The sequence below is a fragment of the Pseudomonas sp. C 49-2 genome (genome assembly GCF_003970195.1).
GTDB classification, from domain to species: Bacteria; Pseudomonadota; Gammaproteobacteria; order Pseudomonadales; family Pseudomonadaceae; genus Aquipseudomonas; species Aquipseudomonas canadensis.
Genome location: NZ_RXYG01000002.1, coordinates 406758 through 430404 on the forward strand (window position 1 = coordinate 406758; position 23647 = coordinate 430404).

General features: G+C 60.9%; 18 protein-coding genes. 7 read left to right on the forward strand and 11 right to left on the reverse strand.

All coding sequences use genetic code 11. The features are described from left to right. The first annotated feature begins 61 nt into the window (after positions 1-61). Positions 62-1039, forward strand: a complete 978-nt coding sequence (locus EJ576_RS05365) for an alpha/beta fold hydrolase (protein WP_126569700.1) — start codon at positions 62-64, stop codon at positions 1037-1039. Positions 1040-1051: 12 nt separating this feature from the next. Continuing rightward, positions 1052-1459: a hypothetical protein gene (locus EJ576_RS05370; RefSeq protein ID WP_028615356.1), complete on the forward strand. Its 408-nt coding sequence runs from the start codon at positions 1052-1054 to the stop codon at positions 1457-1459. A gap of 45 nt (positions 1460-1504) precedes the next feature. Here EJ576_RS05370 and gabP read toward each other — a convergent pair whose 3' ends face one another. Beyond that, positions 1505-2896 carry a GABA permease gene (gene gabP, locus EJ576_RS05375; protein ID WP_028615355.1) on the reverse strand — a complete coding sequence of 464 codons (1392 nt, stop codon included), beginning with the start codon at positions 2894-2896 and terminating at the stop codon, positions 1505-1507. Between the two features lie 554 nt (positions 2897-3450). On the opposite strand from gabP, the gene EJ576_RS05380 reads away from it, so the two are divergent. The 5 genes from EJ576_RS05380 (at position 3451) to EJ576_RS05400 (ending at position 7656) form a co-directional block, all read left to right on the forward strand. Then, on the forward strand, positions 3451-4224 hold the full coding sequence (locus EJ576_RS05380; RefSeq protein WP_028615354.1) for an ABC transporter ATP-binding protein: 774 nt from the start codon (positions 3451-3453) through the stop codon (positions 4222-4224). Between the two features lie 13 nt (positions 4225-4237). Beyond that, a complete protein-coding gene (locus tag EJ576_RS05385) occupies positions 4238-4990 on the forward strand; it encodes an ABC transporter substrate-binding protein (protein ID WP_028615353.1) in 753 nt (250 codons plus the stop codon). A gap of 74 nt (positions 4991-5064) precedes the next feature. Beyond that, a complete protein-coding gene (locus EJ576_RS05390) occupies positions 5065-5760 on the forward strand; it encodes an ABC transporter permease (RefSeq protein WP_126569701.1) in 696 nt (231 codons plus the stop codon). 38 nt (positions 5761-5798) lie between these two features. Next, positions 5799-6488, forward strand: a complete 690-nt coding sequence (locus EJ576_RS05395; RefSeq protein WP_122730738.1) for an ABC transporter permease — start codon at positions 5799-5801, stop codon at positions 6486-6488. Then, complete coding sequence (locus EJ576_RS05400; protein ID WP_126569702.1) at positions 6469-7656, forward strand: methyltransferase; 1188 nt, start codon at positions 6469-6471, stop codon at positions 7654-7656. Before EJ576_RS05395 ends, EJ576_RS05400 begins: the two co-directional genes overlap by 20 nt. 241 nt (positions 7657-7897) lie before the next feature. Here the strand turns inward: EJ576_RS05400 and bcsQ (EJ576_RS05405) are convergent, their stop codons facing one another. The 10 genes from bcsQ (EJ576_RS05405) to bcsQ (EJ576_RS05450) all read right to left on the reverse strand — a co-directional run bounded on the left by bcsQ (EJ576_RS05405) (position 7898) and on the right by bcsQ (EJ576_RS05450) (position 23431). Then, positions 7898-8800 carry a cellulose biosynthesis protein BcsQ gene (bcsQ, locus tag EJ576_RS05405; protein ID WP_126569703.1) on the reverse strand — a complete coding sequence of 301 codons (903 nt, stop codon included), beginning with the start codon at positions 8798-8800 and terminating at the stop codon, positions 7898-7900. A 176-nt stretch (positions 8801-8976) separates the two neighbouring features. Next, positions 8977-10101: a cell division protein FtsQ gene (locus tag EJ576_RS05410; protein WP_126569704.1), complete on the reverse strand. Its 1125-nt coding sequence runs from the start codon at positions 10099-10101 to the stop codon at positions 8977-8979. A 12-nt stretch (positions 10102-10113) separates the two neighbouring features. After that, complete coding sequence (locus EJ576_RS05415) at positions 10114-11529, reverse strand: MBOAT family protein (protein WP_123475280.1); 1416 nt, start codon at positions 11527-11529, stop codon at positions 10114-10116. 17 nt (positions 11530-11546) lie between these two features. Beyond that, a complete protein-coding gene (locus tag EJ576_RS05420; protein ID WP_126569705.1) occupies positions 11547-12212 on the reverse strand; it encodes a cell division protein FtsQ in 666 nt (221 codons plus the stop codon). After that, positions 12212-12877 carry an SGNH/GDSL hydrolase family protein gene (locus EJ576_RS05425; protein WP_028615346.1) on the reverse strand — a complete coding sequence of 222 codons (666 nt, stop codon included), beginning with the start codon at positions 12875-12877 and terminating at the stop codon, positions 12212-12214. The genes EJ576_RS05420 and EJ576_RS05425 overlap by 1 nt, the downstream gene beginning before the upstream one ends. Positions 12878-12893: 16 nt before the next feature. Next, positions 12894-16742 (reverse strand): cellulose biosynthesis protein BcsC, encoded by a 3849-nt coding sequence (locus EJ576_RS05430; RefSeq protein WP_126569706.1) that lies wholly within the window; start codon positions 16740-16742, stop codon positions 12894-12896. After that, positions 16724-17920 carry a cellulose synthase complex periplasmic endoglucanase BcsZ gene (bcsZ, locus tag EJ576_RS05435; RefSeq protein WP_126569707.1) on the reverse strand — a complete coding sequence of 399 codons (1197 nt, stop codon included), beginning with the start codon at positions 17918-17920 and terminating at the stop codon, positions 16724-16726. The genes EJ576_RS05430 and bcsZ overlap by 19 nt, the downstream gene beginning before the upstream one ends. Beyond that, on the reverse strand, positions 17917-20184 hold the full coding sequence (bcsB, locus tag EJ576_RS05440) for a cellulose biosynthesis cyclic di-GMP-binding regulatory protein BcsB (protein WP_126569708.1): 2268 nt from the start codon (positions 20182-20184) through the stop codon (positions 17917-17919). Before bcsB ends, bcsZ begins: the two co-directional genes overlap by 4 nt. After that, on the reverse strand, positions 20181-22400 hold the full coding sequence (gene bcsA / locus EJ576_RS05445) for a UDP-forming cellulose synthase catalytic subunit (RefSeq protein ID WP_123475286.1): 2220 nt from the start codon (positions 22398-22400) through the stop codon (positions 20181-20183). The genes bcsB and bcsA overlap by 4 nt, the downstream gene beginning before the upstream one ends. Beyond that, entirely contained in the window at positions 22397-23431 is a 1035-nt protein-coding gene (bcsQ, locus tag EJ576_RS05450) for a cellulose biosynthesis protein BcsQ (protein ID WP_256656585.1), read from the reverse strand. The genes bcsA and bcsQ (EJ576_RS05450) overlap by 4 nt, the downstream gene beginning before the upstream one ends. Positions 23432-23647: the final 216 nt, after the last annotated feature.

Consider the following 23647-nt stretch of genomic DNA (forward strand, 5'->3'; position numbering starts at 1 on the left):
CTACTGGCAAACTGGTGAACTGTTACTAAAAAATAAGAAACCTATAAAGGCCGAGAACCCAATGAATTTAAACGACGCCTCTTTGCGATTGCCCTCGGCCTCACCTGCGCGCGACCACCGCGAATCCTTCAAGGAGACCGCCGCCGACGGTCACCTCATCGGCGGCTTCACCTGGCGACACATCAGAACCGATCCAACGCGGCCCGTGGTGATCATCAACGCCGCCACCTCCGTCCGCTGCCGCCACTACGCCCGCTTTGCCGACTACCTGTTCGCCCACGGCGTTGACGTCATCACCTACGACTACCGTGGCATCGGCGAATCTCGCAGCGGCTCGTTACGTGGCTTCAAGGCCTCATGGTCGGATTGGGGCGTGCTGGATTTCGAGGCAATGCTGAAGCGCGCGCAACGGGAGTTTCCGGGGCAGCCGATTGATGTCGTCGGCCATAGCTTCGGTGGCTGCGCGGCAGGGCTCGGGGCGTCGGGCGCGGTCATTCGGCGAATGGTGACCGTAGGCGCACAGTTTGCGTACTGGCGCGACTACGCAGCGAGTGTGCGCTGGCGGATGTTTGCCAAGTGGCATGTGGCAATGCCGTTGCTGACGGCACTGTGCGGGTACTTCCCCGGCAAGCGCCTGGGCTGGCTGGAAGACACACCGGCGGGCGTGGTGCGGGACTGGAGTACACCGACGCCCAGCTACGAAACACGGCCCAGCGGGCGGGCCTTGGGCGAGCTGCCATTCAGTCGTGTAAAGGCGCAGATACTGGCCATCAGCATCACCGACGACCCGTTCGGGACCGTGGCCGCCATCGAGCGATTATTGGGTTACTTCGACGGCAGTGAGCTCACTCATCTGCGGATCGCGCCTGAGGACATTGGTGAAAAGACGGTAGGTCATTTCGCATTTTTTCGCAGCCAGTATCAGGATCGGCTGTGGCCGATTGCATTGGCGTGGCTTCAAAACGGCCAATTGGCTGCAGATACCCTTGGGATTTCCCTCAACCTGCGCTTCAATACCCCATCCCGATCCGAAACCTAGGACGCTGAGCCCATGGCCTCGCCGAACAAGCAGCAAAAACGTGCCCACCGGGCAAAGGCCAAGGCCAAGCAGAACCGTACCCAGCGCGCCGTAGCGACCAAACCGGATGCGTTTGCCGGCGACGACAGCCGCATTGACCTTGAGTCAGTGGATTTGACCGAGCTGTTCGTAGAGATGCGCACCGCAGGTGAGACCAGCCAACAAGCCCTGTGCGCCGTGTTCTTGGCCCACCCGTTGCTGGCACTGGTGCTGGAACAGGAAGGCGAAGAAGAAGCCACCGACTTTATCCTGGCAGCGCTGATCGAGTATCGGCAGTGGGCTACAGATACCGATGATGAAGCCGCAGCACTGGCGTGGATCGAGTCGCCGCAATTCCAGGCGGATTACGTGGCGGCCTCAAAAGAATTGTCACAACCTTGAACCTGTAGGAGCCGGCAAGCCGGCTCCTACAGTCATCGACTCAGTTTAGTTCAGTACCGCAGCGCCTACTCTCTGCGCCTTGCGACGGCTCGCCACAATCAGCCCCGCCACCACCACCAACAAGCTCAGGACACCGGTCGCAATAATCTCGATCCGATGCGCTTCCTGAAACAGCATGATGGTCAGCGTGCCCACGATGAACACCATCACCGCGTAGGTCAGGCCTGGGAACAGCCACATCTTGAAGACAATCTTCTCGCCCGCCGCCGTGCGTTTCTGACGCATGCGCAGTTGCGACACAGCGATGACCAGGTACACCAGCAGCGCAATAGCGCCGGAGCTGGCCAGCAGGAACTCGAACACTGCCGCAGGGGCCACGTAGTTGGCGAATACCGCCAGGAACGCCGCGCCAGTAGACAACAACACCGCCCAGTAAGGCGTGCCGCTCTTGTTGGTGCGCTTGGCCACCGCCGGTGCATCACCGCGACGGCCCAGGGAGAACAGCATGCGCGAGGCGGTGTACAGCGCCGAGTTCAAGCAGCTGGTCACGGCAACCAATACCACCAGGTCGACGATCAGCTTGGCATTCGGGATACCCATGCGCTCCAGCACGGTCTGGTAGGAACCTACGGCAGCCAGGGTCGGATCGTTCCATGGCACCAGGGACACGACGATGAAGATCGACAACAGGTAGAACAAACCAATGCGCCAGATCACCGAGTTGGTGGCCTTGGTAATCTGCTGGCCTGGGTTCTTCGATTCAGCGGCGGCGATGGTGACAATCTCGGTGCCCATGAAGGAGAACATGGTGGTCAGGATCGCAGCCAGTACGGCGCCCATGCCGTTTGGCATAAAGCCCTGGGTATCGAACAGATGGGAAACACCGCTGACCTGGCTGGTCGGCAGGAAACCGAAAATCGCGGCCAGGCCAAGGATCACAAAGCCTACGATCGCCACGACCTTGATCAACGCGAACCAGAACTCGAACTCGCCGTAGTTCTTCACGCTGAACAGGTTGGTCGCCGTCAGCAACAGGGTGATGATCAGGGTAAAGGCCCAAATGGCTACATCCGGGAACCAGGCATGCAGAATGGTCGCAGCCGCGTTGGCTTCCAGCGGAATCACCAACACCCAGAACCACCAGTACAACCAGCCGATGGTGAAACCGGCCCAATGGCCAATTGCCCGGTCGGCGTAGGTGGAGAACGAACCGGTATCCGGCGACGCCACGGCCATTTCGGCCAGCATGCGCATCACCAACACCACCAGCGTGCCCGCAGCGGCATACGCCAGCAGTACGGCCGGGCCGGCGGCAGCAATCGCGTGGCCGGAGCCGACAAACAGACCGGCACCGATGACGCCGGCAATCGACAGCATGGTGACGTGACGCGGTTTTAGCCCCTGTTCGAGGTCATTGGAGCTTTGCGTACTACTCATTGACACACCTTTGCGAGGAATTGCGAAAACGGTCCACCCGGCCCGGGATCTTTCTCGTGAAAAGAAACCAACAGGGCGTTCTTTATTTTTTACGCAAGATTTGCGCCAAAATGTTACAGAGCCGCGATTGACGCGGGCTGTAGGACGTTTCAACATCACTTGCAAGTCATTGAGAACAATGGCATTCCGCTATAGCGTTACCGTGCGACCCACATTGAAGACGAATAAACGCACCATAAACACACACAAAAAGTACGTGACGCCCCACAAAAGGGCTGATATGCACCGTTTGCCCGGTTAACCCTTCCAACACCCGGCCAAAGCTGGCACCATCGCGCCCTTTTTTACGCGAAGCCTGCGGTTTTTCGGGTTCAAACGGATGTTCGGTTGTTGATGGCGCGACACGCTGCTGTGCCGATGCGACACCTTGCCGCACACCACCTGTTTACCGCCGGCCATGCTGTTGGCTGCCATCAAGACGCTATGCTAGCTTGGCGCCTCGCCAGGAAGGCGGCCCAACAGCAGGATTGCAACGAACACAATGAGGACCCCACATGGCCGAGGCCACGCCCGCGCTTGAAATCCGCAACTTGCATAAACGCTATGGTGAGCTGGAGGTACTCAAAGGTATCTCGCTGACCGCTCGCGACGGCGACGTGATCTCGATCCTGGGTTCCTCCGGTTCCGGCAAGTCCACCTTCCTGCGCTGCATCAACCTGCTGGAAAACCCGCATCAGGGCCAGATCCTGGTCGCCGGCGAAGAGCTCAAGCTCAAGGCCGCGAAAAACGGCGAGCTGATGGCCGCCGACGGTAAGCAGATCAATCGCCTGCGCAGCGAAATCGGTTTTGTGTTTCAAAACTTTAACCTGTGGCCGCACATGAGCATCCTCGACAACATCATCGAGGCCCCTCGCCGTGTGCTTGGCCAAAGCAAACGCGACGCCATCGAAACGGCCGAAGCCCTGCTGGCCAAGGTCGGCATTGCTGACAAACGTCACGCCTACCCTGCGCAACTGTCCGGCGGCCAGCAGCAACGGGCGGCCATTGCGCGCACCCTGGCGATGCAGCCTAAAGTCATCCTGTTTGACGAACCCACTTCGGCGCTTGACCCGGAAATGGTTCAGGAAGTACTTAATGTGATCCGCGCGCTGGCCGAAGAAGGCCGCACCATGCTGCTGGTCACCCATGAAATGGGCTTCGCCCGTCAGGTGTCCAGTGAGGTGGTGTTCCTGCACCAGGGCCTGGTCGAAGAGCAAGGATCGCCACAGCAGGTGTTTGAAAACCCGCTTTCGGCGCGCTGCAAACAATTCATGTCCAGCAACCGCTAACGGAGCAACATGCATGCAGAACTATAAAAAATTCCTTCTGGCCGCGGCCGTCTCGATGGCGTTCAGCGCCACGGCCATGGCAGAAACCTTGAAAATGGGGATCGAAGCGGCTTACCCGCCGTTCAACAATAAAGACGCCAGCGGCAACGTCGTCGGCTTCGACAAAGACATCGGCGACGCCCTGTGCGCCAAGATGAAAGTCGAGAAGTGCGAAGTGTATGTGTCCGACTGGGACGGCATCATCCCGGCTCTGAACGCCAAGAAGTTCGACTTCCTGGTGTCCTCGCTGTCGATCACCGATGAGCGCAAGCAGGCCGTCGACTTCACCGACCCGTACTATTCCAACAAGCTGCAGTTCATCGCGCCTAAGGCCACCGCCGACTTCAAGACCGACGCTGCCTACCTCAAGGGCAAGACCATCGGTGCGCAGCGCGCGACCCTGGCTGGCACTTATCTGGAAGACGAACTGCCAGACACCACCGCCAAGCTGTACGACACCCAGGAAAACGCCTACCTCGACCTGACCTCCGGTCGCCTGGACGGTATCCTCGCCGACAAGTACGTGCAGTACGAATGGCTCAAGAGCAAAGACGGTTCGGCCTATGAATTCAAAGGCGACCCGGTGGTAGAAAGCGACAAGATCGGTATCGCCGTACGCAAGGGCGACCCACTGCGCGAGCGCCTGAACAAAGCCCTGGCAGAGATCAAGGCAGACGGCACCTACAAGAAGATCAACGACAAGTACTTCCCTTTCAGCATCGAATGATCTGAACGGTATGCCCGGCGCGCTCACTTGAGCGCGTCGGCTTTTTGCACTGCCTGCCGCGATATGAAAACACCATGAATTTCGATCTCTACGGATTCGGCCCGGCGCTTGCCGCTGGCGCGCTGATGACCGTCAAACTGGCGCTCACGGCCCTGTGCCTGGGGCTGGTGCTCGGCCTGGCCGGGGCCCTGGCCAAGACTTCGCCGTACAAGCCGCTGCAATGGGCGGGCGGTGCTTACTCGACTATCGTTCGTGGCATTCCCGAATTGCTGTGGGTGCTGCTGATTTATTTCGGCACGGTCAACCTGATGCGTGCCCTCGGTGAGTTCTTCGGCAACCCCGACCTTTCCCTTAGCGCCTTTGCCGCCGGGGTTATCGCCCTGGGCCTGTGCTTTGGCGCCTACGCCACGGAAGTGTTCCGTGGCGCGATCCTCGCCATTCCCAAGGGCCACCGCGAAGCCGGCGTGGCATTGGGCCTGTCGAAATTCAGGATCTTCACCCGGTTGATCATGCCGCAGATGTGGCGCATCGCCCTGCCGGGCCTGGGCAACCTGTTCATGATCCTGATGAAAGACACCGCGCTGGTATCGGTGATAGGCCTAGAAGAAATCATGCGCCATGCGCAGATCGGCGTGACCGTCACCAAGCAACCCTTCACCTTCTTTATGGTTGCCGCCTTCATGTACCTGGGCCTGACCGTGCTGGCCATGACCGGCATGCACTTCCTGGAAAAACGCGCCGCCCGCGGCTTTGCAAGGAGCACCCAATGAGCGGCGACTACAGCTGGTTGGCGCATTTCGACCTGGGCCTGAACTGGGCCGTGATCATCAAGTGGCTGCCAAGATTGGCCCAGGGCGCGACCCTGACCCTGGAGCTGGTAGCCATTGCCGTCATCGCCGGGCTGCTGCTGGCAATCCCACTGGGTATCGCCCGCTCATCGCGCCGCTGGTATGTCAGCGCCCTGCCCTATGCCTACATTTTCTTCTTCCGTGGCACGCCCTTGCTGGTGCAGTTGTTCCTCGTCTACTACGGCCTGGCGCAGTTCGACTCCGTGCGTGAGAGCTTCATGTGGCCGTACCTGCGCGATCCGTTCTGGTGCGCCACCGCCACCATGACCCTGCACACTGCGGCCTATATTGCCGAGATCCTGCGCGGCGCGATCCAGGCCATTCCGCCGGGTGAGATTGAAGCGGCGCGTGCGTTGGGCATGTCCAAGCCGAAGACACTCTTCTACATCATCCTGCCACGCGCCTCGCGCATCGGCCTGCCGGCGTACAGCAACGAAGTGATCCTGATGCTCAAGGCCAGCGCCCTGGCCAGTACCGTCACCTTGCTGGAATTGACCGGCATGGCGCGGACCATCATCGCCCGCACCTATTTGCCGGTAGAAATATTCTTCGCAGCCGGGCTGTTCTACCTGCTGATGGCCTACATTCTGGTGCGCGGCTTCAAACTGCTGGAACGCTGGCTACGCGTCGATGCCTGCCAAGGACGTTGAGGCACGCTTCCAGGCGCTGGATGCGTTCCTGATAGAGCATCAAGGGCTGTGGAAACCACGGCCCTTTACTCACCTGCACTTACCTTGGGAAACCGAACATCCGGAACTCACCCAGTGGCTGCGCCAACGCTCGTTGGACGATGCGGAAGCCAGTCACAACCAGCCCTTTGACCTGCCGGCGCCGGCACCTTTTCCACAACTTGCCGTGCAAGCCCGACAGCTCAGTGCTGTGGATAAGTTACCGACGCAGCCCTTGCCCCCGGCTCACCATCGCCTGAACGTCGATGTGCCGGGCCGCAAGTGGGAACAGATCGAAGCCTTCGGCGCGGCGCTGCAGTTTGCACAAACGCCCAAGCATTGGCTGGATTGGTGTGCGGGCAAGGGTCACCTCGGACGCCGCCTGTTACAAGCCGGTCAAACACTGACCTGCCTGGAATACGACCCGGCGCTGATCGCCGCAGGCCAAGCCTTAAGCGACCATCACCGCCTGCCGGTCACCCATCGTCTGCAAGACGTGATGGCCGACGTGGCAATCAACTCAGCACACACGCCCGTCGCCCTGCATGCCTGTGGCGACTTGCATGTGCGGCTGATGCAACTGGCGAGCACGGTCGGCTGCAAACAGCTTGCATTGGCGCCCTGCTGCTACAACCGCATCAACGCCGATTCCTACCAACCACTGTCCAACGCCGGCCGCGCATCACGGCTGCAGTTATCGATCGATGACCTCGGCCTGCCGCTGAGCGAAACCGTCACCGCAGGCAAACGGGTGCGTCTGCAACGGGACACGTCCATGGCGCGGCGCCTGGGTTTCGATCAACTGCAACGTGAACTTCGTGGCGTCGACGAGTACCTGCCTACACCCTCCCTGCCCGCCAGCTGGCTGGACAAACCCTTTGCCGACTATTGCCAGGAACTGGCCAGCCTCAAAGGGTTATCCACAGGCGCACAGGACTGGACGGGCCTGGAGGCGTGCGGCTGGCGCCGCCTGGCGGAGGTCAGAAATCTGGAATTGGTACGCGGTCTATTCCGGCGCCCGCTGGAAGTGTGGCTGGTGCTGGATCGGGCATTATTTCTCGAAGAAAACGGCTACAAGGTCCAGATAGGCACTTTCTGCGAACCCGTACTGACACCGCGCAACTTGATGGTGCTTGCCGAGCGCGAATAAAGGGCAAATTTGTCGCAGCACAGCCTGTGGATAACTCTGTTGATGAAATCTTTACGGAGCCTGTAGCCATCTGCGCTGCAGGTCACAAACCGAGCTGGTCATTTTTTGTTCACAAAATAAAACGCACGCAAAACAGGCAGTTGCGGCGTGATGAGAACAGCTCCACAAAATGGCTGTTTAGTGACAGCTGCATCCAACCGATTGTGCATAAGCATCTGGCGTTCAACGTATAACCAACGCTTCAGTCGCTTGTTTTTAGCGCCTTCAACAACCGGCAAAGATCGTTGATATCGTCAGCTGCCAGCCCCTTCTCCACGCTATCCAATGGGTCGACACCAAACGCCAGTGCTTCGTTGATCGCTATGTCGCGGTGCACTTGCAGCGCCGCTTTCCCCAGCCTTTGCGTGAAGGCCTCGACCATGTCCAGGCTGAAGGCATTCCTTTCATCCACTTGGTTGATGACCACTTGCACGCGAGGCGGGTGTTGACCTTCAAGATGCGGGGCAAGCAGTACATCCAGATGGTCAAGGGTGCCCAGGCATGCCGCATCTGCCTGCACGATGACCAGCACCACATCGGCAACGCTCAGCGCTTGATGGAAGTAGACGTTGTTACCGGCGGGGGTATCGATGATCACCGTATGCCGCGCACTCAAGTCCAGGGACGCGAGGTGTTGAGCCAGCCAGCACGGCTCGTGCTTGAGCCAGCGCTCCAGGTTTTCCTGCTGTGGGGTATCGATTTCGCCAAAGGGGATCACCTGGCAGCCAGCGAAGCTAAGCTGTTGAAGCGGGCTCCATGGCCCATGTTCCAGGCTGGTGCGCCCGATGCCCGGCAACGCCGGACTCACGCCGAAGTGGAGATGCAAGGCGTTCTGCGGGTCTAGGTCCAAAGCCACGACGGACTCGCCCTGGCGTTGCAGGCCGCTGCTCAAGGCGGTGGCCAGGGTGCTACGGCCGACGCCGCCATTGATCGACACCAGCGCCACCACTTTTGGCTTGAGGGGCACGGTGTCTGCGTCCTGGTTGACGGCAACATCATCCGCGCGGGGAATACTGCCGAAGAAATGCAAACGCGACTCCATGCCGCGCTCATCCTGGCAGATGTCCTTGCCGAGCAAGGCTAAAAGACCATCAGTAATGCCCATAACAAACCCCTCATCACGGCGAAGCTCAAAGACGTGAAAAGGTCAGCTGATACGACTGCTTACCGCAGGTCTTTTTGTGGTCGCCCTAGTGCAAGCAGTCTGCTTCAGGAGCGTAAAAGTGTCATTATTTTGATGAGATAGCTGCCTATTTTTTAGACAAACGGCAAATAGTCAAATTACTGACCAATACTGATCACATCGTAGGGTGTTTGCAGATCCCGCTCCGGAATCTCCCAAATCAACAACTTAGGCGGCGTTTGCTTGAACGCCGGGCTTTCAAAATAGGCCTTGGCCGCGCCGGAGAATTCGCCACCGTCTTTGCTGAAATTGCCGACCGGAGCATTCAGGGCCTTCTGCAGGAAGCCAACAAAGTTGGAATTACGCGAAAACGAGGTGCCGATCAGTGCCACATTGGGCAGGCCCGCGTCGCCAAACAGGTCATCAGCATTGCTGGTCGCGCCACCGGTTTCATGGGCGGTGCTGGCGGCAACTGACTCGCCGGCTGGCTGCAACTTGGGCGGCAACCAATCGAGACCTGCCAGGCGTACCAAATCACCGGGGCGCACGGCGAGCGGTGCCTGGGTAATGTCGAAGGTTTGTTCCGGCGTGGCCTTGATGCCGCGTTGCTGGATACGTTGCGCCAGAGCCTGGGCACCGGCGTTGGAGCCGATTTCGCTCCAGTGAGTATCCGTGCGCAGGTAAGCCTCGGCGCCCAGCGGCTTGAGCGTATCGGTCAGGTCCAGCGCGGAAACGCCGGAAGCCTGCAACAACTGGGTCCAGTCCTGGATCCGGCTATCGAGCACCGCCGGGCGATACAGGCCGCAGCGTTGGGCGGCGGCAATGCGGCTCTTGTCCGGCACCACCACCACTTGCAGATCGATACCTTTTTGACTCAGTTGTTTTTTCAGGTCGATCACCGCCTGGGCCTTGGTCTGAGCATTGGCTTCGGCGTGACGGTTGATGCGCAGCTCATCGCTGATAAACAGCCAGCCAGGACACCCCGGACGCACGCGCGGCCCGGTATCGCCAAACGCCAGCCAGCTGCCACCACGCTCCAGGTTCGCGGCCTGGATCGCCATCGGCGCCTTGGCCAGCTCCTTGGCAAAACGGTGGGTCAGGTCGCCGTGCAGCAGCATGTCGCTGTCGACCTTGGCCGGCATATAACTGATCGGCCCCTTCACCATCAGCCAGGCGCAGGAGATCAGTCCCGCCGCCAAAAAGGGCACCAACACCCAGGCCGCCAGGGGGCTGGTGCGAACGGCCAGGTCGCTCGGTGGAGTCGGCGCGGTAGGAGCAGGCATGGTCGGGCGTCCTTAGAACTGAAAGTACAGAAACGGTACGGCGTCGCGGCTGGCAATCAGCGCAAACGACAGCACAAACCCGGCCACCGGCCACAGCGAAGCCGCCACCACAAACCAGGGCTGGGTGCCGAAACGCTGTTCGCAACGCACCTGCCAGATCGGCGCAATGATGCACACCAGGCCCAACAATGCCGCCATGCCATGGGCCGGGCGCATGGCCACGGCCATCGCGTCACCCAGGCCCATGCCGTGCATCCCGAACTGGCCGGCGTACATGGTCAGGGCCGAGTGGAAGTCCGGCGCACGGAACAAGGTCCAGGCCAGGCACACAAACAGCAATGTGAGGATGTGCGACAACACCGGCGGAATGCTCGGCAGGCTCGAACGCGACCACGCACGGTCGACGCACAACGCCACGCCATGGGCCGAACCCCACAACAGGTAGTTCCAGCTATCGCCGCCGTGCCACAACCCGGCAATCGCCATGGTGAGAAACAGGTTGCGATAAGTGCGCCATACGCCGTCGCGGTTACCGCCCAAGGCGATGTACAGGTAGTCGCGCAACCAGCTGGACAACGACAGGTGCCAACGCCGCCAGAAGTCCTGGATGCTGCTGGCCAGGTACGGCCGGTTGAAGTTTTCCGGGAAGTGGAAGCCCAGCATCAGGCCCAGGCCGATGGCCATGGCGCTGTAACCGGCGAAGTCGAAGAACAGTTGCAGCGAGTACGCCAGGCAACCGATCCAGGCGTCCACCAGGCTTGGGTTCTCCAGGTGAAAGGCAATGTCCACCAGCGGCGACAAGGTGTCAGCCACCAACACTTTCATGCCCATGCCGATCATGAAGCGCCGCGCGCCGAGGGAAAAATTCGGCCAGTTGAAATAGCGCTGGTTCAGCTCGCGGCGGACCCAGTCATAACGGATGATCGGACCGGCAATCGAGTGCCCGAACATCGAGATATAGGTGGCGTAGTTGATGAAGCTGCGCTCCACCGGCACCGTATGACGGTGCACATCCACCAGGTAGGAAATCGCCTGCAACACGATGAACGACAGACCGGCCGGTAAAGCCACACGCTGCCAATCAAGCGGCATATAGCCGTACCAGGTGATCACCTCACTCACCGTGCCGGCGACGATGTTGGCGTATTTGTACCAACACAGCACCGCCGTGTTGAACACGATCAACGCGATCAACAGGCGCACCCGGCCCTTGCCATCCTCACGGGAGCGGTCCACCAGCAAGCCGCCGACCCAGGCCACCACGGTCAACACCATGTGCAGGAACAGGAACAACGGGCTCAACCAGCCGTAGAACAACCAGCTGCCGATCAACAGGATGACGTTGCGCCAGCTCGGACGAGCCAGGGCATAGATCAACAGGAAGGCCGGCAGGAACAGCGTGAGGAATTCGAGTGAGGCAAAGACCATGGTGGTGTCGGACCCGATCAGTTAGCGAGTGCGTCAGAGGCGAACAGCAACTTCGAGCCTTTGTCTGAAGGAACGGCCAAAACGCTGTAGCGCTCGCCCGCCTTGAGGGTAAACGTCAGCGGCTGGCCAACCGGCGCACCGGCGCATTTGAGCTGCACCGAGAGTTCCACCGGGTTGATCATGCGACGCTGCACCGCGCCTTCCGCGACCTTTTTGAACAGCTCGGCCTTTTGCGCCACGGCTTCCAGGCTGGCGTCGGCGCAGGTGGCGTCGGCATTGATAAAGGCCAGGGAGGCTTTGAGCGCGTTGAAGTCGTCCGGCACTTCGCGCACCACCAATTGGCGCGTGGCGCCCTTGGCATCGACCAGTGCGACCACCGTGGCGAATTCGCCAGGCGCCACTTTCACGGAGAAATCGGTGTTTTTACCGGCGCTGCTCAACACGCCTTTGATCGGCTTGTCACCGCCGACCACTGGCAAAAAGGCCGAAACGGCTTTGTCGCCATTCAACACCAGGCTGGCCTTGGAACCGTCGGCCACCAGCTTCAACTCGCCAGGCGTGCCGTTGGCAAAACGCAGGAACGCTGCGTCTTGCTCCGGGCCCGTCGGGTACAAAGGGATGTCGGCGCTGTAGGCGCTGACGCTGGCGAGCAAAGTCGCCAGGCCCAGGGTCATCCGTTTCATTATTTGCTTCCTTTACCGTAGGCCGATGGCGGCAGGTCACCCAAGGCAGTACCGATCGCCTTGGCCCACTTCTGATAACCGTCGATGGTGAAGTGCTGGCCGTCGGTGGTGATCCACTCGCCCGGTTTGGAGAACGTCAGCGAATCGATGTAGGTGCACGGCGCCACGTTGCTGGCCAGGAACGACGACATCAGCTTGGTGCGGGTGTCATCCTTCTTGTACTGGGAACCGACTTTGCCCCATGGCGGGCCGACCCACACGCATTTGGTGCCGGTGTCGGTGATGGCTTTGGTCAGCGAGGTCACGCTTTTCCAGGCCCAGGCTTTCGGGAACACCGGGTTGGTGTAAGAGCCCATGGTGTCGCCGATGATCAGCACGACCACGTCGGGCTTGTCCTTGGCGATCAGTTCTTGGATCGGCGTGGTGCTCATGGCGTTCTTGCCATAGATCACGGCCTTGCCGGTGGGCGTGCGTTCGCCACCGCACTCGACTTTTTTCGGGACAACCCAATCCGCCGCACCGGCACCGCACGCACCGATGGAGTGAACCACCGCGCCTTGCTTGGTGAGGTTGTCTTGCAACGGGTTGAGCAACGAATCGGGAAAGCTCATATGACTTTCGCCCAATACCAGCATGGTTAGGCCGGCAATCGCAGAAACAGGCATGAATGACTCCGATTAATCAGTTGGAATAAGGTGAACGGTACGGGCTGACCGGCAGCGGCATAGGCCCGCTCAGGTCTTCGAACAAGTAGCGCAGATAAGCATTACCGGCGTACTGGCGGTAGTCCTGGGCGTTGTCGACACCGATTTCGCCACCCAGGTAGAACCGCGAGCTCAAGCGGTATTCGGCGGCGGCGTTGAAGCTGTAGCCGAGGCCGGTTTTGCTGTCGCTGGCATAGGTGCGATTACCCACGGTCTGGCTGTCTTGAAGATCGTTGTGCCCCGGGAAGTAATCGACGCCATCTTGCTCGATATGCTGCACGCCTACCGAAGTTTTTACTTGATAGCTGAAACGGTCAAAGCTCTGGGCCCAACGGATCGGCACGCCTAGAGAGAAGAAACGTTGCGGACTGAAGTAACCGCCATGACCGTAGGTGTAATAACCCTGGTTTTCCTTGAAGCCCATCACCGAACCACTGATGCCCAAGGTCAGAGTGTCCCGTTGGGTATTACGCAGGTACCAGTAGATACCGCTGCCCAGTTCCAGACGGGTATTGTCCTCTACGTTGTTCCCCAGCATTTCATGCAACGAGGCATAGCCATAAACACCCAGCTTTTGGTTGTCGTAGCTCAACTCGCCACGGCCGCCGTTAGCGGTCACACCGCCCCATTTTTCGCCAGTGCGCTTATCTTCTGAGCCGGCGAACGAGGTCACGCTGTCAGTTACTGGGCGACGAGAAATATTCGCGCCGTAGCGGAAGTTCGAATTCGCCTCAAACGGTCGCGCAACACTCACACCCCCGATCCAGGTCTTGTAGGTGAAACCTATCGGGCTGACCCCGAGATCCGCCTTCAACCCCTGATCAGGATTCTCTACCGCGATGGCAAAACCGACGCCGCTGTCACTTTGCTTGCCCAGCTCATCGTTGGTCCCACCGCCAAAGCGCTGTGCTGCGAAGCCTTTAACCGCACCAGACGTCAAATGCACCGGCGTCACGCGCAGCGCCACCGTGTTATCGCCCACCGGCATCCGCGCTTCAAACGGCGCTTCCACATCGGTGATTTTGCTCAGGCCTTTCTCACCGTTGTTGCTGCGTGCGCTCAAGCCTTGCACCACATAACCGGTACGGTCACGCAGGATGGTATCCAGCGCACGCCGCGCCGGGCTCAGCTCGGGACTGTCGATGGAGGCAATGCTCGATGGCGGCACAAACGGATCGCTCAGGTCGTTGGACGTTGCACTCGCAAACGCGTTGGACGTCACGCTCTTGGTTGGCGCATCGATCGGCGGCGGTACGGCGCCGGCAACGGTCAGGTCGGTGACCTGGCGGCGCTGGCCCGGCAAGCCTACGAACGGGTTATACGAAGTCCCTGGAGCGCCAGCCTGGGCCACTTGGGTCTTGGCCTTCATGGCGTTTTCAATCGCCAGGGCCTTGCGCAGTAACTCGGCAGCTTCGCTGTTCTTGCCCAGCCCTTGGTAAATGCGCGCGGCCGAGGTGAGTGTCTCCGGGTTACCCGGCTCCAGCGCCAGCGCCTTGTCACTGGCGCTCTGCGCCAAGCTGCGGTCATTGCCTTTCAGGGCGATGTCCGCCAGGCCCAGTTGCAGGCGTGCGTTGTTCGGGTTCTGCTGGATCAACGGTGCGTACAACTCCATCGCCTTCTTGCCGTTGCCACTGGCGGCGTACATCCGCGCCAGTGCGCCGACGCCCAGCGCGTCATTGGGACGCTGGGCCAAGGCCGGGGACAGCATGTCATAGGCGGCCACCAGGTCGTTCTTCTCGCGCAGGGCATCCGCCTGTTTGACCCGGTACAGGTAAATCAGATCGTCATAGCGCTGGCGACCGATTTCGCTCAAAGGCTGGCCTTGCACTTCGCGCAGGATCTCGCCCGCCTCACTGTACTTGTTGGCCTTGAGCAACACGTTGGCGTACAGCAGTTTCTGGTCGACCGTCGGGTTGGGGTTGTTCTCCACCACCTTCTGCATCATGTCCAGGCCGTACTGCGCGGCGCCGACTTCTACATAGGCGGCGGCCAGTACGGCCACACGCTCAGGCTTCTGACGGGTCAACGGCTCGGAACGCCCCAGCAATGCCAAGGCTTCCGGGCGCTGGCCACGGCGAGCGGTTTCGATGGCCACGTCGGTCTGCTGGTGCAGCGCGATATCGATCGCCAGCTCGTTCATGTCTGCCGTGCGCTGCGCCGCGGGGATACGCCCCAGGGTCGTCTCGGCCTGTTTCCACTCGCTCAGTTGCGCCGACAACAGCGTGCTGGTGTACAGCGCGTCCGGTTGGTTGGGCTGGGTCTTGAGCAAGCCGTCGATCAACGCACGGGCATTGCGGATCTGGCCGTCGCGCAGGTACATGCGCGCCAGGGCAAAGCGGGTCCACGGGTTTTCAGGGTCAGCGTCGAGAGCCTGGCGATAGGCAGCTTGTGCGCCTTTCACGTCACCGCGTTGCTCCGCCAGTTTGCCGACCTGGGTCGCGCGCAATGCGTTGATTTTCACACTCGGTGCGAACTTGGCGCGCTGCGCCGGCGAGACCGAGTCGATCAGCTTCAAGGCCTCATCTGGTTGACCCGATTGGGACAACACGTTGATCAAGCCACTCAAGGCATCCGGGTCACCGGGATGACGGGCCAACACCTTGCGGTAGCCGGCTTCGGCTTCTTCGAACTGGTTGTCCTGAGACTGGAAACCCGCCAACGCGACCGCCGCGCCAGGCTGGCCTGGGTTCAGGCGCTCGGCCTGGGCCACCAGGTCACGGGCCTGGGCGCTGCGGCCGGCGCGTTGGGCGTCGCGGCTTTGGCTGATCAGGTTCCAGTAGCGTACGTCATTCAGGGCCGACTGCCACGCGGCACCACCGGGCAAGCGGGTGGCTTGGACGAGGTAGTTTTCGGCTTCGCTGTAACGCTCTTGCTGTTGGCGCAATACGCCCATACCACCGAGGGCATCGACGTCATTGGATTTTTGCGCAAGACGCGCGGCCAGCAACGGCTCGGCGGTTTTCAGGTCGCCGTCATCCAGCGCCTTGAAAGCCTTGGTCATCTGCGGGTCACGCTGCCAGGTGCCGCCGCTTTTGCCTTGGGCAATGCCTTTGTTCATCAGCGCGCGGATCTCGGCGTCATCCGGGTGCACGGTGAGGAACTGCTGGAACAGCGACACCTGGTCCGGCTTCGGCGGGCCGAGCCAGATCAGCGCGAAGCGCCAGGTTTCATCGGCATTGCCGCCCACGTCGTTATTCGGTGCCAGTTTAGCCAGGGCACGAATGCCGTCAGGCCGCGTGGCCGGGTTGCGCGCCAGGTGCTTGGCCAGGAACAACGCAACGATCGGATCGTTGGGACGCTCACGGGTCAATCGCTGCAGGCCAGCGATGGCCTCATTGGTGCCCTTGGCGGTGAATCCAAGCGTGTTGTAGTACTCACGGGCGATCAGGCCTTGCGGCTGACGCCCCTGGAAAATCTGGCGATACAACGCCACGGCCTGCTCACGCTCGGCATCCGGCTCGCCCAGTTCGCGCGCCTGCTCCAGCAACTTGGCGTTGTCCGGCACGGCCACGGTGATGTCCTGCTCCAGCTGCAACGCCTGACGCGGCACCGGGCTCAGCGCTTGCAAGCGGGCCAGGTACTTTTGCGCTTCAGCCGGACGGTTCTGTTGCACCTGGATCAAGCCGATACCGTACAGCGCATCCGGTTGCTCAGGAGACAGGCTCAAGAGTTTCTGCCAGGTCTCCAGCGCGCGCTCAGGGTTCTTTTTCGACTGCCAGTAGTAGCCTTGCTCAATCAGCAGGGACTGCGGGTCGCTGGTTTCAGCCACGCTGGCCGTCGAGACCAGGGCAGCGAGAATCGCAATGGCTAGCGTGTGACGGCGCATGCGGCCTCCCAGGATAATTTGACCGTACCGTCTTGTTCAAAACGGTACTTCTGATCGGCAAAGCCCTGGCTGAACAGGCTGAGCATGTAGTCGTAGTAGATCGGCTGCGCACTCTCGGGTGCTGAAGGCGCCAGGGCCTTGGCGAGTGCCTCGTCGACCTTGGCCTTTTGCAACTGCGCCAGGGCGGTTTCGCCGCGGGCCTGGAAGAAGGCAATGGTGGACGCGGAGAAACCCATCGGCGTGTAGCCGTTGTTTTTCTCGGCTTCGCCGGTCAGCACGTGGATTTTTTCCGGCGGGAAGCCGGTGACCGATGCGGCCGTTGCGCGGGAAATACCGCCCAGCGACTTGAGCATCGCCGCCGCCAATGGATCGCCTTTGGCGGTCATGCCGGCCCACATGTAGGTGCGGATCGCGTCGTAGCTGCCCAGGTCATCGGAGAACGGGTCGACCACAAACAGCCCGGCGTTGGCGCTGGTCGCGCGATAGCCGACCCAGTTGGCCGCGAGGCCGTGGGGGTTGCTGGCGGTATCGGCGAGCATACGCGCGTTGCTTTCAGCCACTTCGTTCCAGCCGGCGTTCGGGCGTTCTTTCTGGAAGCGACGCAGTTGTGCAAGCACCTGGTAGCTCGGGTTGAAACGCCACAAGCCGCCCGGATGCACGTAGCCCACCGGCCCCGGCAACAGCATCTTGCCCAGGCCGGGCACACGCACAATCAGGTTGCGCTCAACGTTGGCCAACAACAATTGCGCGTCGGCGCGGTACTGCGGTGCATTCCACACGCGGGCCGCTTCGAGCAAGGCGTAGGCCATCCACAAGTCAGCGTCGCTGGCGGAGTTCGGGTCGATCACACCCCAGGTGTTATCAGCTTTTTTGCCCCACAACCAACCCGGCAGGTTCTGGCCGATGTCGGAGCCCGACATGTTGGCCTTGGTCCAGGTCCACAGCTTGTCGAAGCTCGCACGGTCGTTGCCGACCAACGCAAAGAACATCGCGTAGGACTGCCCTTCCGAACTGCTCTCGGTGGGTTTCATCGACGAGTTCAACACTCGCCCATCGTCCTGCACAAAGCGCTTGGCGTAGTTCTGCCACAGCGGCCAGTCACAGGTTTGCGCCTGCGCGCTACCGGCAAACATCACCGCGCCCAGCGCTGCCAGGGCCATGCGCTTGAGCGGGCTCATGCCAACCGCCGTTTTGCACGTGCACGCAGTGACAGGTAGATCAGGGAAGTAAGCACCGCCAGACCCAGGAAGGTGATCAACAACATCCAGCCCAGGTGCTGCGACAGCTGCCATTGCATGAATTTGAAGTAGTTGAGCTTGCCGACGTAGTACTGCTCGTCACCCACCAGCGAGCTGATAGTCGTGCCCTGCACCACGGCCAGGCTGCCCTGGATCGAGTCTTTGTAATCGTCACCGCCAATCAGCGCCGAGGTGGCTTCCAACAGGCCCTGCGGCTGGTTGCTGGCAATCAGCACCACGCTGCGGCCGCTCTTGAGTGGCGATTGGAAACCGGCCAGCCAGGTGCTGTTGCTCAGGCCTTTGAAGGTAATGCCGGCGTTGGCTGGGTGCTGGTTGGCCGCCGGGTCCGGGCTGACCCAGCTACGCACATAACGTGGCAGGTCAGACAGCAGGAACTGGTGCTGCTCACCATCGCTGGTGGCCGGCAGGTATTGTTGCCACTGCTTGAGCAGCGGTTGGTTGGCGGCGGTGGCGAGCACCAGCAGGTCTTTGTCGGCAACGCTTTGCACGTCCTTGGCCTGCACCACTTTGACGGCGGTGGCCGGGTAGCCGGTGGCTTCGCCGAAGCGGCCCATCACGGTCAGGTAGGCGGTCATCTCGTCGGTGCCGAAGTTATCGGGCATGACCACGGCAGATTCCGACAGGTCAGCCAGACGGGTGAACGGGAAGCCGGAGTCGTTGAATACGCCCAGGTTCGGCATGGCGATGTAATGCTGGTAGCCGGTGACGTCGAGGGTGGAATCCGGGTCGATGGAGCCACGCATGTTGTCGACGATGATGTCGCGGCATTCGCCTTCTTTGATGTAGTCGTACATGAAGCGCAGTTGCAGCTTGGACTTGGGCGATGCCGAGCTGATCGGCAACAGGGTCGTCACTTCGCGCGGCAGGCTTTCGTCTTTCTTCAACTGGTCGAGCAGGGTCTGGCCGCCGCCCAGGTTGGTCACCGACGGCAATGCCACGGATTTCATGAACTGATCATTCAGGCCGATCAGCAGCGACGAGTTGGTCGACACTTGCTGCGGCGTGTAGCGGTATTTGAGCTTGAGCGGCACGCCCTCTTCACGCCAGTTGAACAGGTCCGGCGGCAGGCGCATATCGACGCTGATCGCGCCAGGGTTGTAGCCCGACACGCTGAGTTTCTGCTGTTCGATCAACTCGCCCAGGCGCACCGGGCGGTTGCTTGGCAACCAGTTGGGCGCGTCGTACGGACGGCGCGGTGCCAGGCTGTCGAGCTTGGTGATGACCACGCTATTGCCGGCCAATACCGGGTTACCCAGCACGACCGCGTTGGCGGCGCGCTTGAGTTCTTCGCCGTCACGCCCGGTGACGATCAGCAGTTTGCCGTTGACGTCATTGGGGTTGGCGATGAGGGTCAGGGTCGGACCGGTCGGCTTGGCGACCGCAACACCGTGCACGTCCAGTGCGTCGGCGGTTTGCACCAGTACGATGGCGTTGCCTTTGGCCGGCAGCTCACCGAGAGTGGTCGGGAACGTCGCGCCCCGGTAGCTGGCGAGGCCGCCGATCCATGAAGACAGGGCACCGGCCGCTTCCAGCGCGGCGCTGTCGGGTGCAGTGGCGAACACGAACGGCAGGCTGACCTGACGCGCGTCACGCTTGTCGAAGAATGGCAGCGGCAGCACGGCCAAGTCATCCTTGAGCACGATGGGCTCGACCTGCACTTTGAGCTCGCTGCTGTTGCTGATCTTGGCCCACAGGCTGCTGTGCAGCGGGTCTTCGCAAGACATAGTGTAGTGGCCGATGAACTGCAGGCTCAAGCGGTTGAACTCGGTGATCAGCTTCGGCGGAAGCTGCACCAGTTGCTCCTGCTGGATGCCAGCGCCGTCTTTGGGCAGCGCCAGGCTGGCAGCGACTTCGCCGTTGACCAACACGTTGATCTGCGAGAGGTCGGCCAGCAGCGCCGGCGAGTAGCTGTACTTGAGCAGCAGTTGCGCGCCCTTCACCACTTCATCGGCACGGATATCGAAGTTGACGCTGTCGGACGACTCCACGCCTTGCAGGTTCATGGTGTCGCGACGCCCCAACTGCTTGAGGGTCAGGCTGTAGCCGTTATCGGTTCTTTGTACCGGCACGGTGGTGGCCGCTTGCTCGGCAGCTTGCGCCAGGGTGTTGAGGCCCATCAGCGAGGCGATCATCAGCGCGAGTGCACGGCGCGGATGAGGGCGAGCGAATATCTTCGAGGTCATGGCTTGTCCATCAGCGTATCAAGCGGTTTTGTGGGGGTGCGGCTCAAGGCCAGACGCAGTTCATGTAGGGTGGCGCGGCCCAGGGTGAACAAGCCGCCGATGCCGATGGAGCCCACTTCACGCAGGGCCGCCAGCGGTGTATCCGGCTGGCCGGCGCCCCAACTCGCGGCCCAGGTATCGGCGCGGGAAAAGGTCAGGCGAACCAACTCGCTTTGCTGGCGCAGGCTGAGGGGCTCGAACTGGGCGCCGATCTGCGCGCCCTTGCTGAACACCACGCGGGCATCGAACAGACTGTCCTGGCCGTTGCGCGACAGTACCAATTGCACGCGCTCGCCCTGGGTGATCGAGTGACCATCGGAGAGCATCAAGCCGAAGCCGTTTTGCGAGAAGTCCTGAGTCGTGCCTTCAAGCACACGGCCGTCAGCACAAATGATGCTCACCGGCAGCTTGGCGCTGACACGCGGTTCGGAACGCACTTGGCGCGCTTCCGAAGCCACGGCCACGGCGGCGCTGGTGATGATCAGGTTGTAGAGGGTCCAGGTCAGGTTGATCGCTACCGTCACAGCGGTGGACTCATCGCCCCAGATCAACTGGTGGATACCGAAGCCCAGGCCGACCAGATTCACCGCCAACAACACCAGGTACGGGCGCGCGAGTTTCCAGTCGAAGAACTGCTTGTCGATGATGCCGCCCTTGTCGGTGACGTTGAAGCCACCGGCCTTGGGGTTGACCAGCGCCACCAGCACCGGTGGCAGGATGTACCAGGCCAGTACCGTCTCGTACACCTCGTTCCAGAACGAGTGACGGAAACGCCCCTGGATCCGCGAGTTGGTCAGGCTTGAATGCACCAAGTGAGGCAATACGTAGGCGACGATCATCAGCGCCGACGCGTGGAAAATCTCCGCGCCGAACACCAGGTAGGCCAACGGTGCGGTCAGGAACACCAGGCGCGGCAAACCATAGAAGAAGTGCAGCATGGCGTTGGCGTAGCAAATGCGCTGGCCCCACTTGAGGCCCTTGCCCAGCAGCGGGTTGTCGGTGCGAAAGATCTGCGCCATGCCCCGCGCCCAGCGAATTCGCTGGTTGATGTGGCGCGACAGGCTTTCGGTGGCCAGGCCCGCGGCTTGCGGGATAGCCAGGTAGGCGGTGTTGTAGCCCAGGCGGTTGAGCTTGAGCGCGGTGTGGGCGTCTTCGGTCACGGTCTCGACGGCTACGCCGCCGATTTCCAGCAGCGGCTTACGGCGGATGACCGCACAGGAGCCGCAGAAGAAGGTGGCGTTCCACAGGTCGTTGCCGTCCTGCACCAGGCCGTAGAACAGCTCGCCCTCGTTGGGCACGGCGCGGAAGGTATCGAGGTTCTTTTCGAACGGATCCGGCGAGAAGAAGAAGTGCGGCGTTTGCAGCATCGCCAGCTTCGGATCCTTCAGGAACCAGCCCAGGCTCACTTGCAGGAAGGAGCGCGTCGGCACGTGGTCGGCGTCGAACAGGGCGATGTATTCACCGTCGGTGACCTTCAACGCTTCGTTGAGGTTACCGGCCTTGGCGTGGAAGTTATTGTCGCGGCGAATGTAGTTCACGCCGACCTTGCGGCAGAAGTCACGGAAGTCGTCGCGGCGGCCGTCGTCCAGTACGTGGACGCGCAGCTTGTCCTTGGGCCAGTCCATTGCCTGGGCAGCGAAGATGGTCAGTTTTACGATGCTCAGCGCTTCGTTATAAGTCGGGATGAACACGTCGACCGTCGGCCACTCTTCGGGCTCGGTCTTGAGCCACACCGGCGTACGGCGCAGCGGCCAGGCGGTTTGTACGTAGCCGAAGATCAGGACGATCAGAGCGTAGAACTCGGCCGCGACCAGGCCGTAGCCGAAGAACATATCGATCCAAGTCTCGAACCCGAGGGTGGAGGTGAGCCGCCAGAACATGTAGCGCAACGACGCCACCAGCGACAGCACCACCAGCGCGAGGATCGCCAGGCGTCCGGGAATTTTGCGCAGCACCAGCACCGCCAAGAAGCACACGCCGGCAAACAGGCATTGGCTGTAGAGGTCGAGCGGTGCGCTGATAATACCCAGCAACAGCAGGGCGCCGAGCACGCAACTGGCAACAACCAGCACCGTACGCAGCGCCGCAGGCCACCGATTGAAGCGCGCAATCGCGCCATTTAGGCGCTGTTCAGCGCGCCCTTCGACGAAGGGCGTGGAGGACGTATTGTCGGTCATGGGAGGTCCGAGTCGATGCGTTCGAGCAAGGTGCGGCACAGGGCGTGGACGTCCTGGCTGCCGATACTGTTGACGGTGGGGTCGAGGGGATCGCGACCGTAGGCTTGGGCTTCACTGAACGCGGGGTCGCGGTGAACCGTCCCCAGCAGGGCAGCACCCAGACGGGTCTTGAACACCTCGGCCATGTCCAGGCTGAAGCGGTGGGCCGCGTCCAATTGGTTGATCACGTAGAAGCGCTGTGGCGGTTTTTCGCGAGTGAAGTACGGCGCAAGCACACTGTCCATCTGGTCGAGGGTGCTGAACGAGGCCACATCCGGCTGCACGACTACCAGCACCGCATCGGCCACCGACATGGCCTGGCCGAGGTACACGGTATTGCCGGCCGGGACGTCGATGATCACAGTGTCCTGGCCATTCAATTTAAGGCTGGCCAACCGTTTGCCCAGCCACTCGCTATCCTCACCCAACCAACGGTTCAGACTCTGCTGCTGCTCGTGGCCGGTGCTGCCAAATGCCACCAGCCTGCAACCGGCAAAACCGCGTTCAGGCAGGGCTTCCCAGCTTTCATTGAGCAAGCTGGTCGCGCCGACGCCAGGCATGTCGAGGCCCAGGCACAGGTGATGACGCAAAGCATTCTGCGGGTCCAGGTCCAGGGCGAGCGCCGGGCGACCCTGGCGCTGCAGGCCGCTGGCAATCGCGGCGGTCAGGGTACTGCGACCGACGCCGCCTTTCACCGAGACAACCACCACGACGTTGGGGTTGGATTGCTCCGAATACACTTCACCGTCACGCCCCTCCATCACTTCGGGCGGCCGCAGGTGGTCGGCTTCGCCTTGGCTCAGCTCCTCCAACAGACGCAACAAAGGCGCTGAAGGCGCTTCGATCACAGGCAGGGCTTGAGTGACTGCTGGGGTCTCCAGAACCTCTACATCGTCCTCGATAAACTCATGGACAAAGTCGATCTCGCGGTAGCCACTCGGGTTGGCACCCAGCTTGTTGAATAGTTTTGAAATGTCATCTGCTCGACTCACTCACTGCCCCTCCCCACCTGTTTGCGCTCTAAAGGCGATAAAAAGGTCAGCAATAAGCTGACCTTGTATTTTTCTAGTTATGTGGTGTCGGGTGCATTCTGTGATATCACATTGATGGTGTCAGTATTTTGATGCTTTTAGTTCAAATTAATCCGACGAACGGCATAGCGCCATTTTTATGACTTTTTTGTAATGAAAAGTGCATTCGCTGTAAGA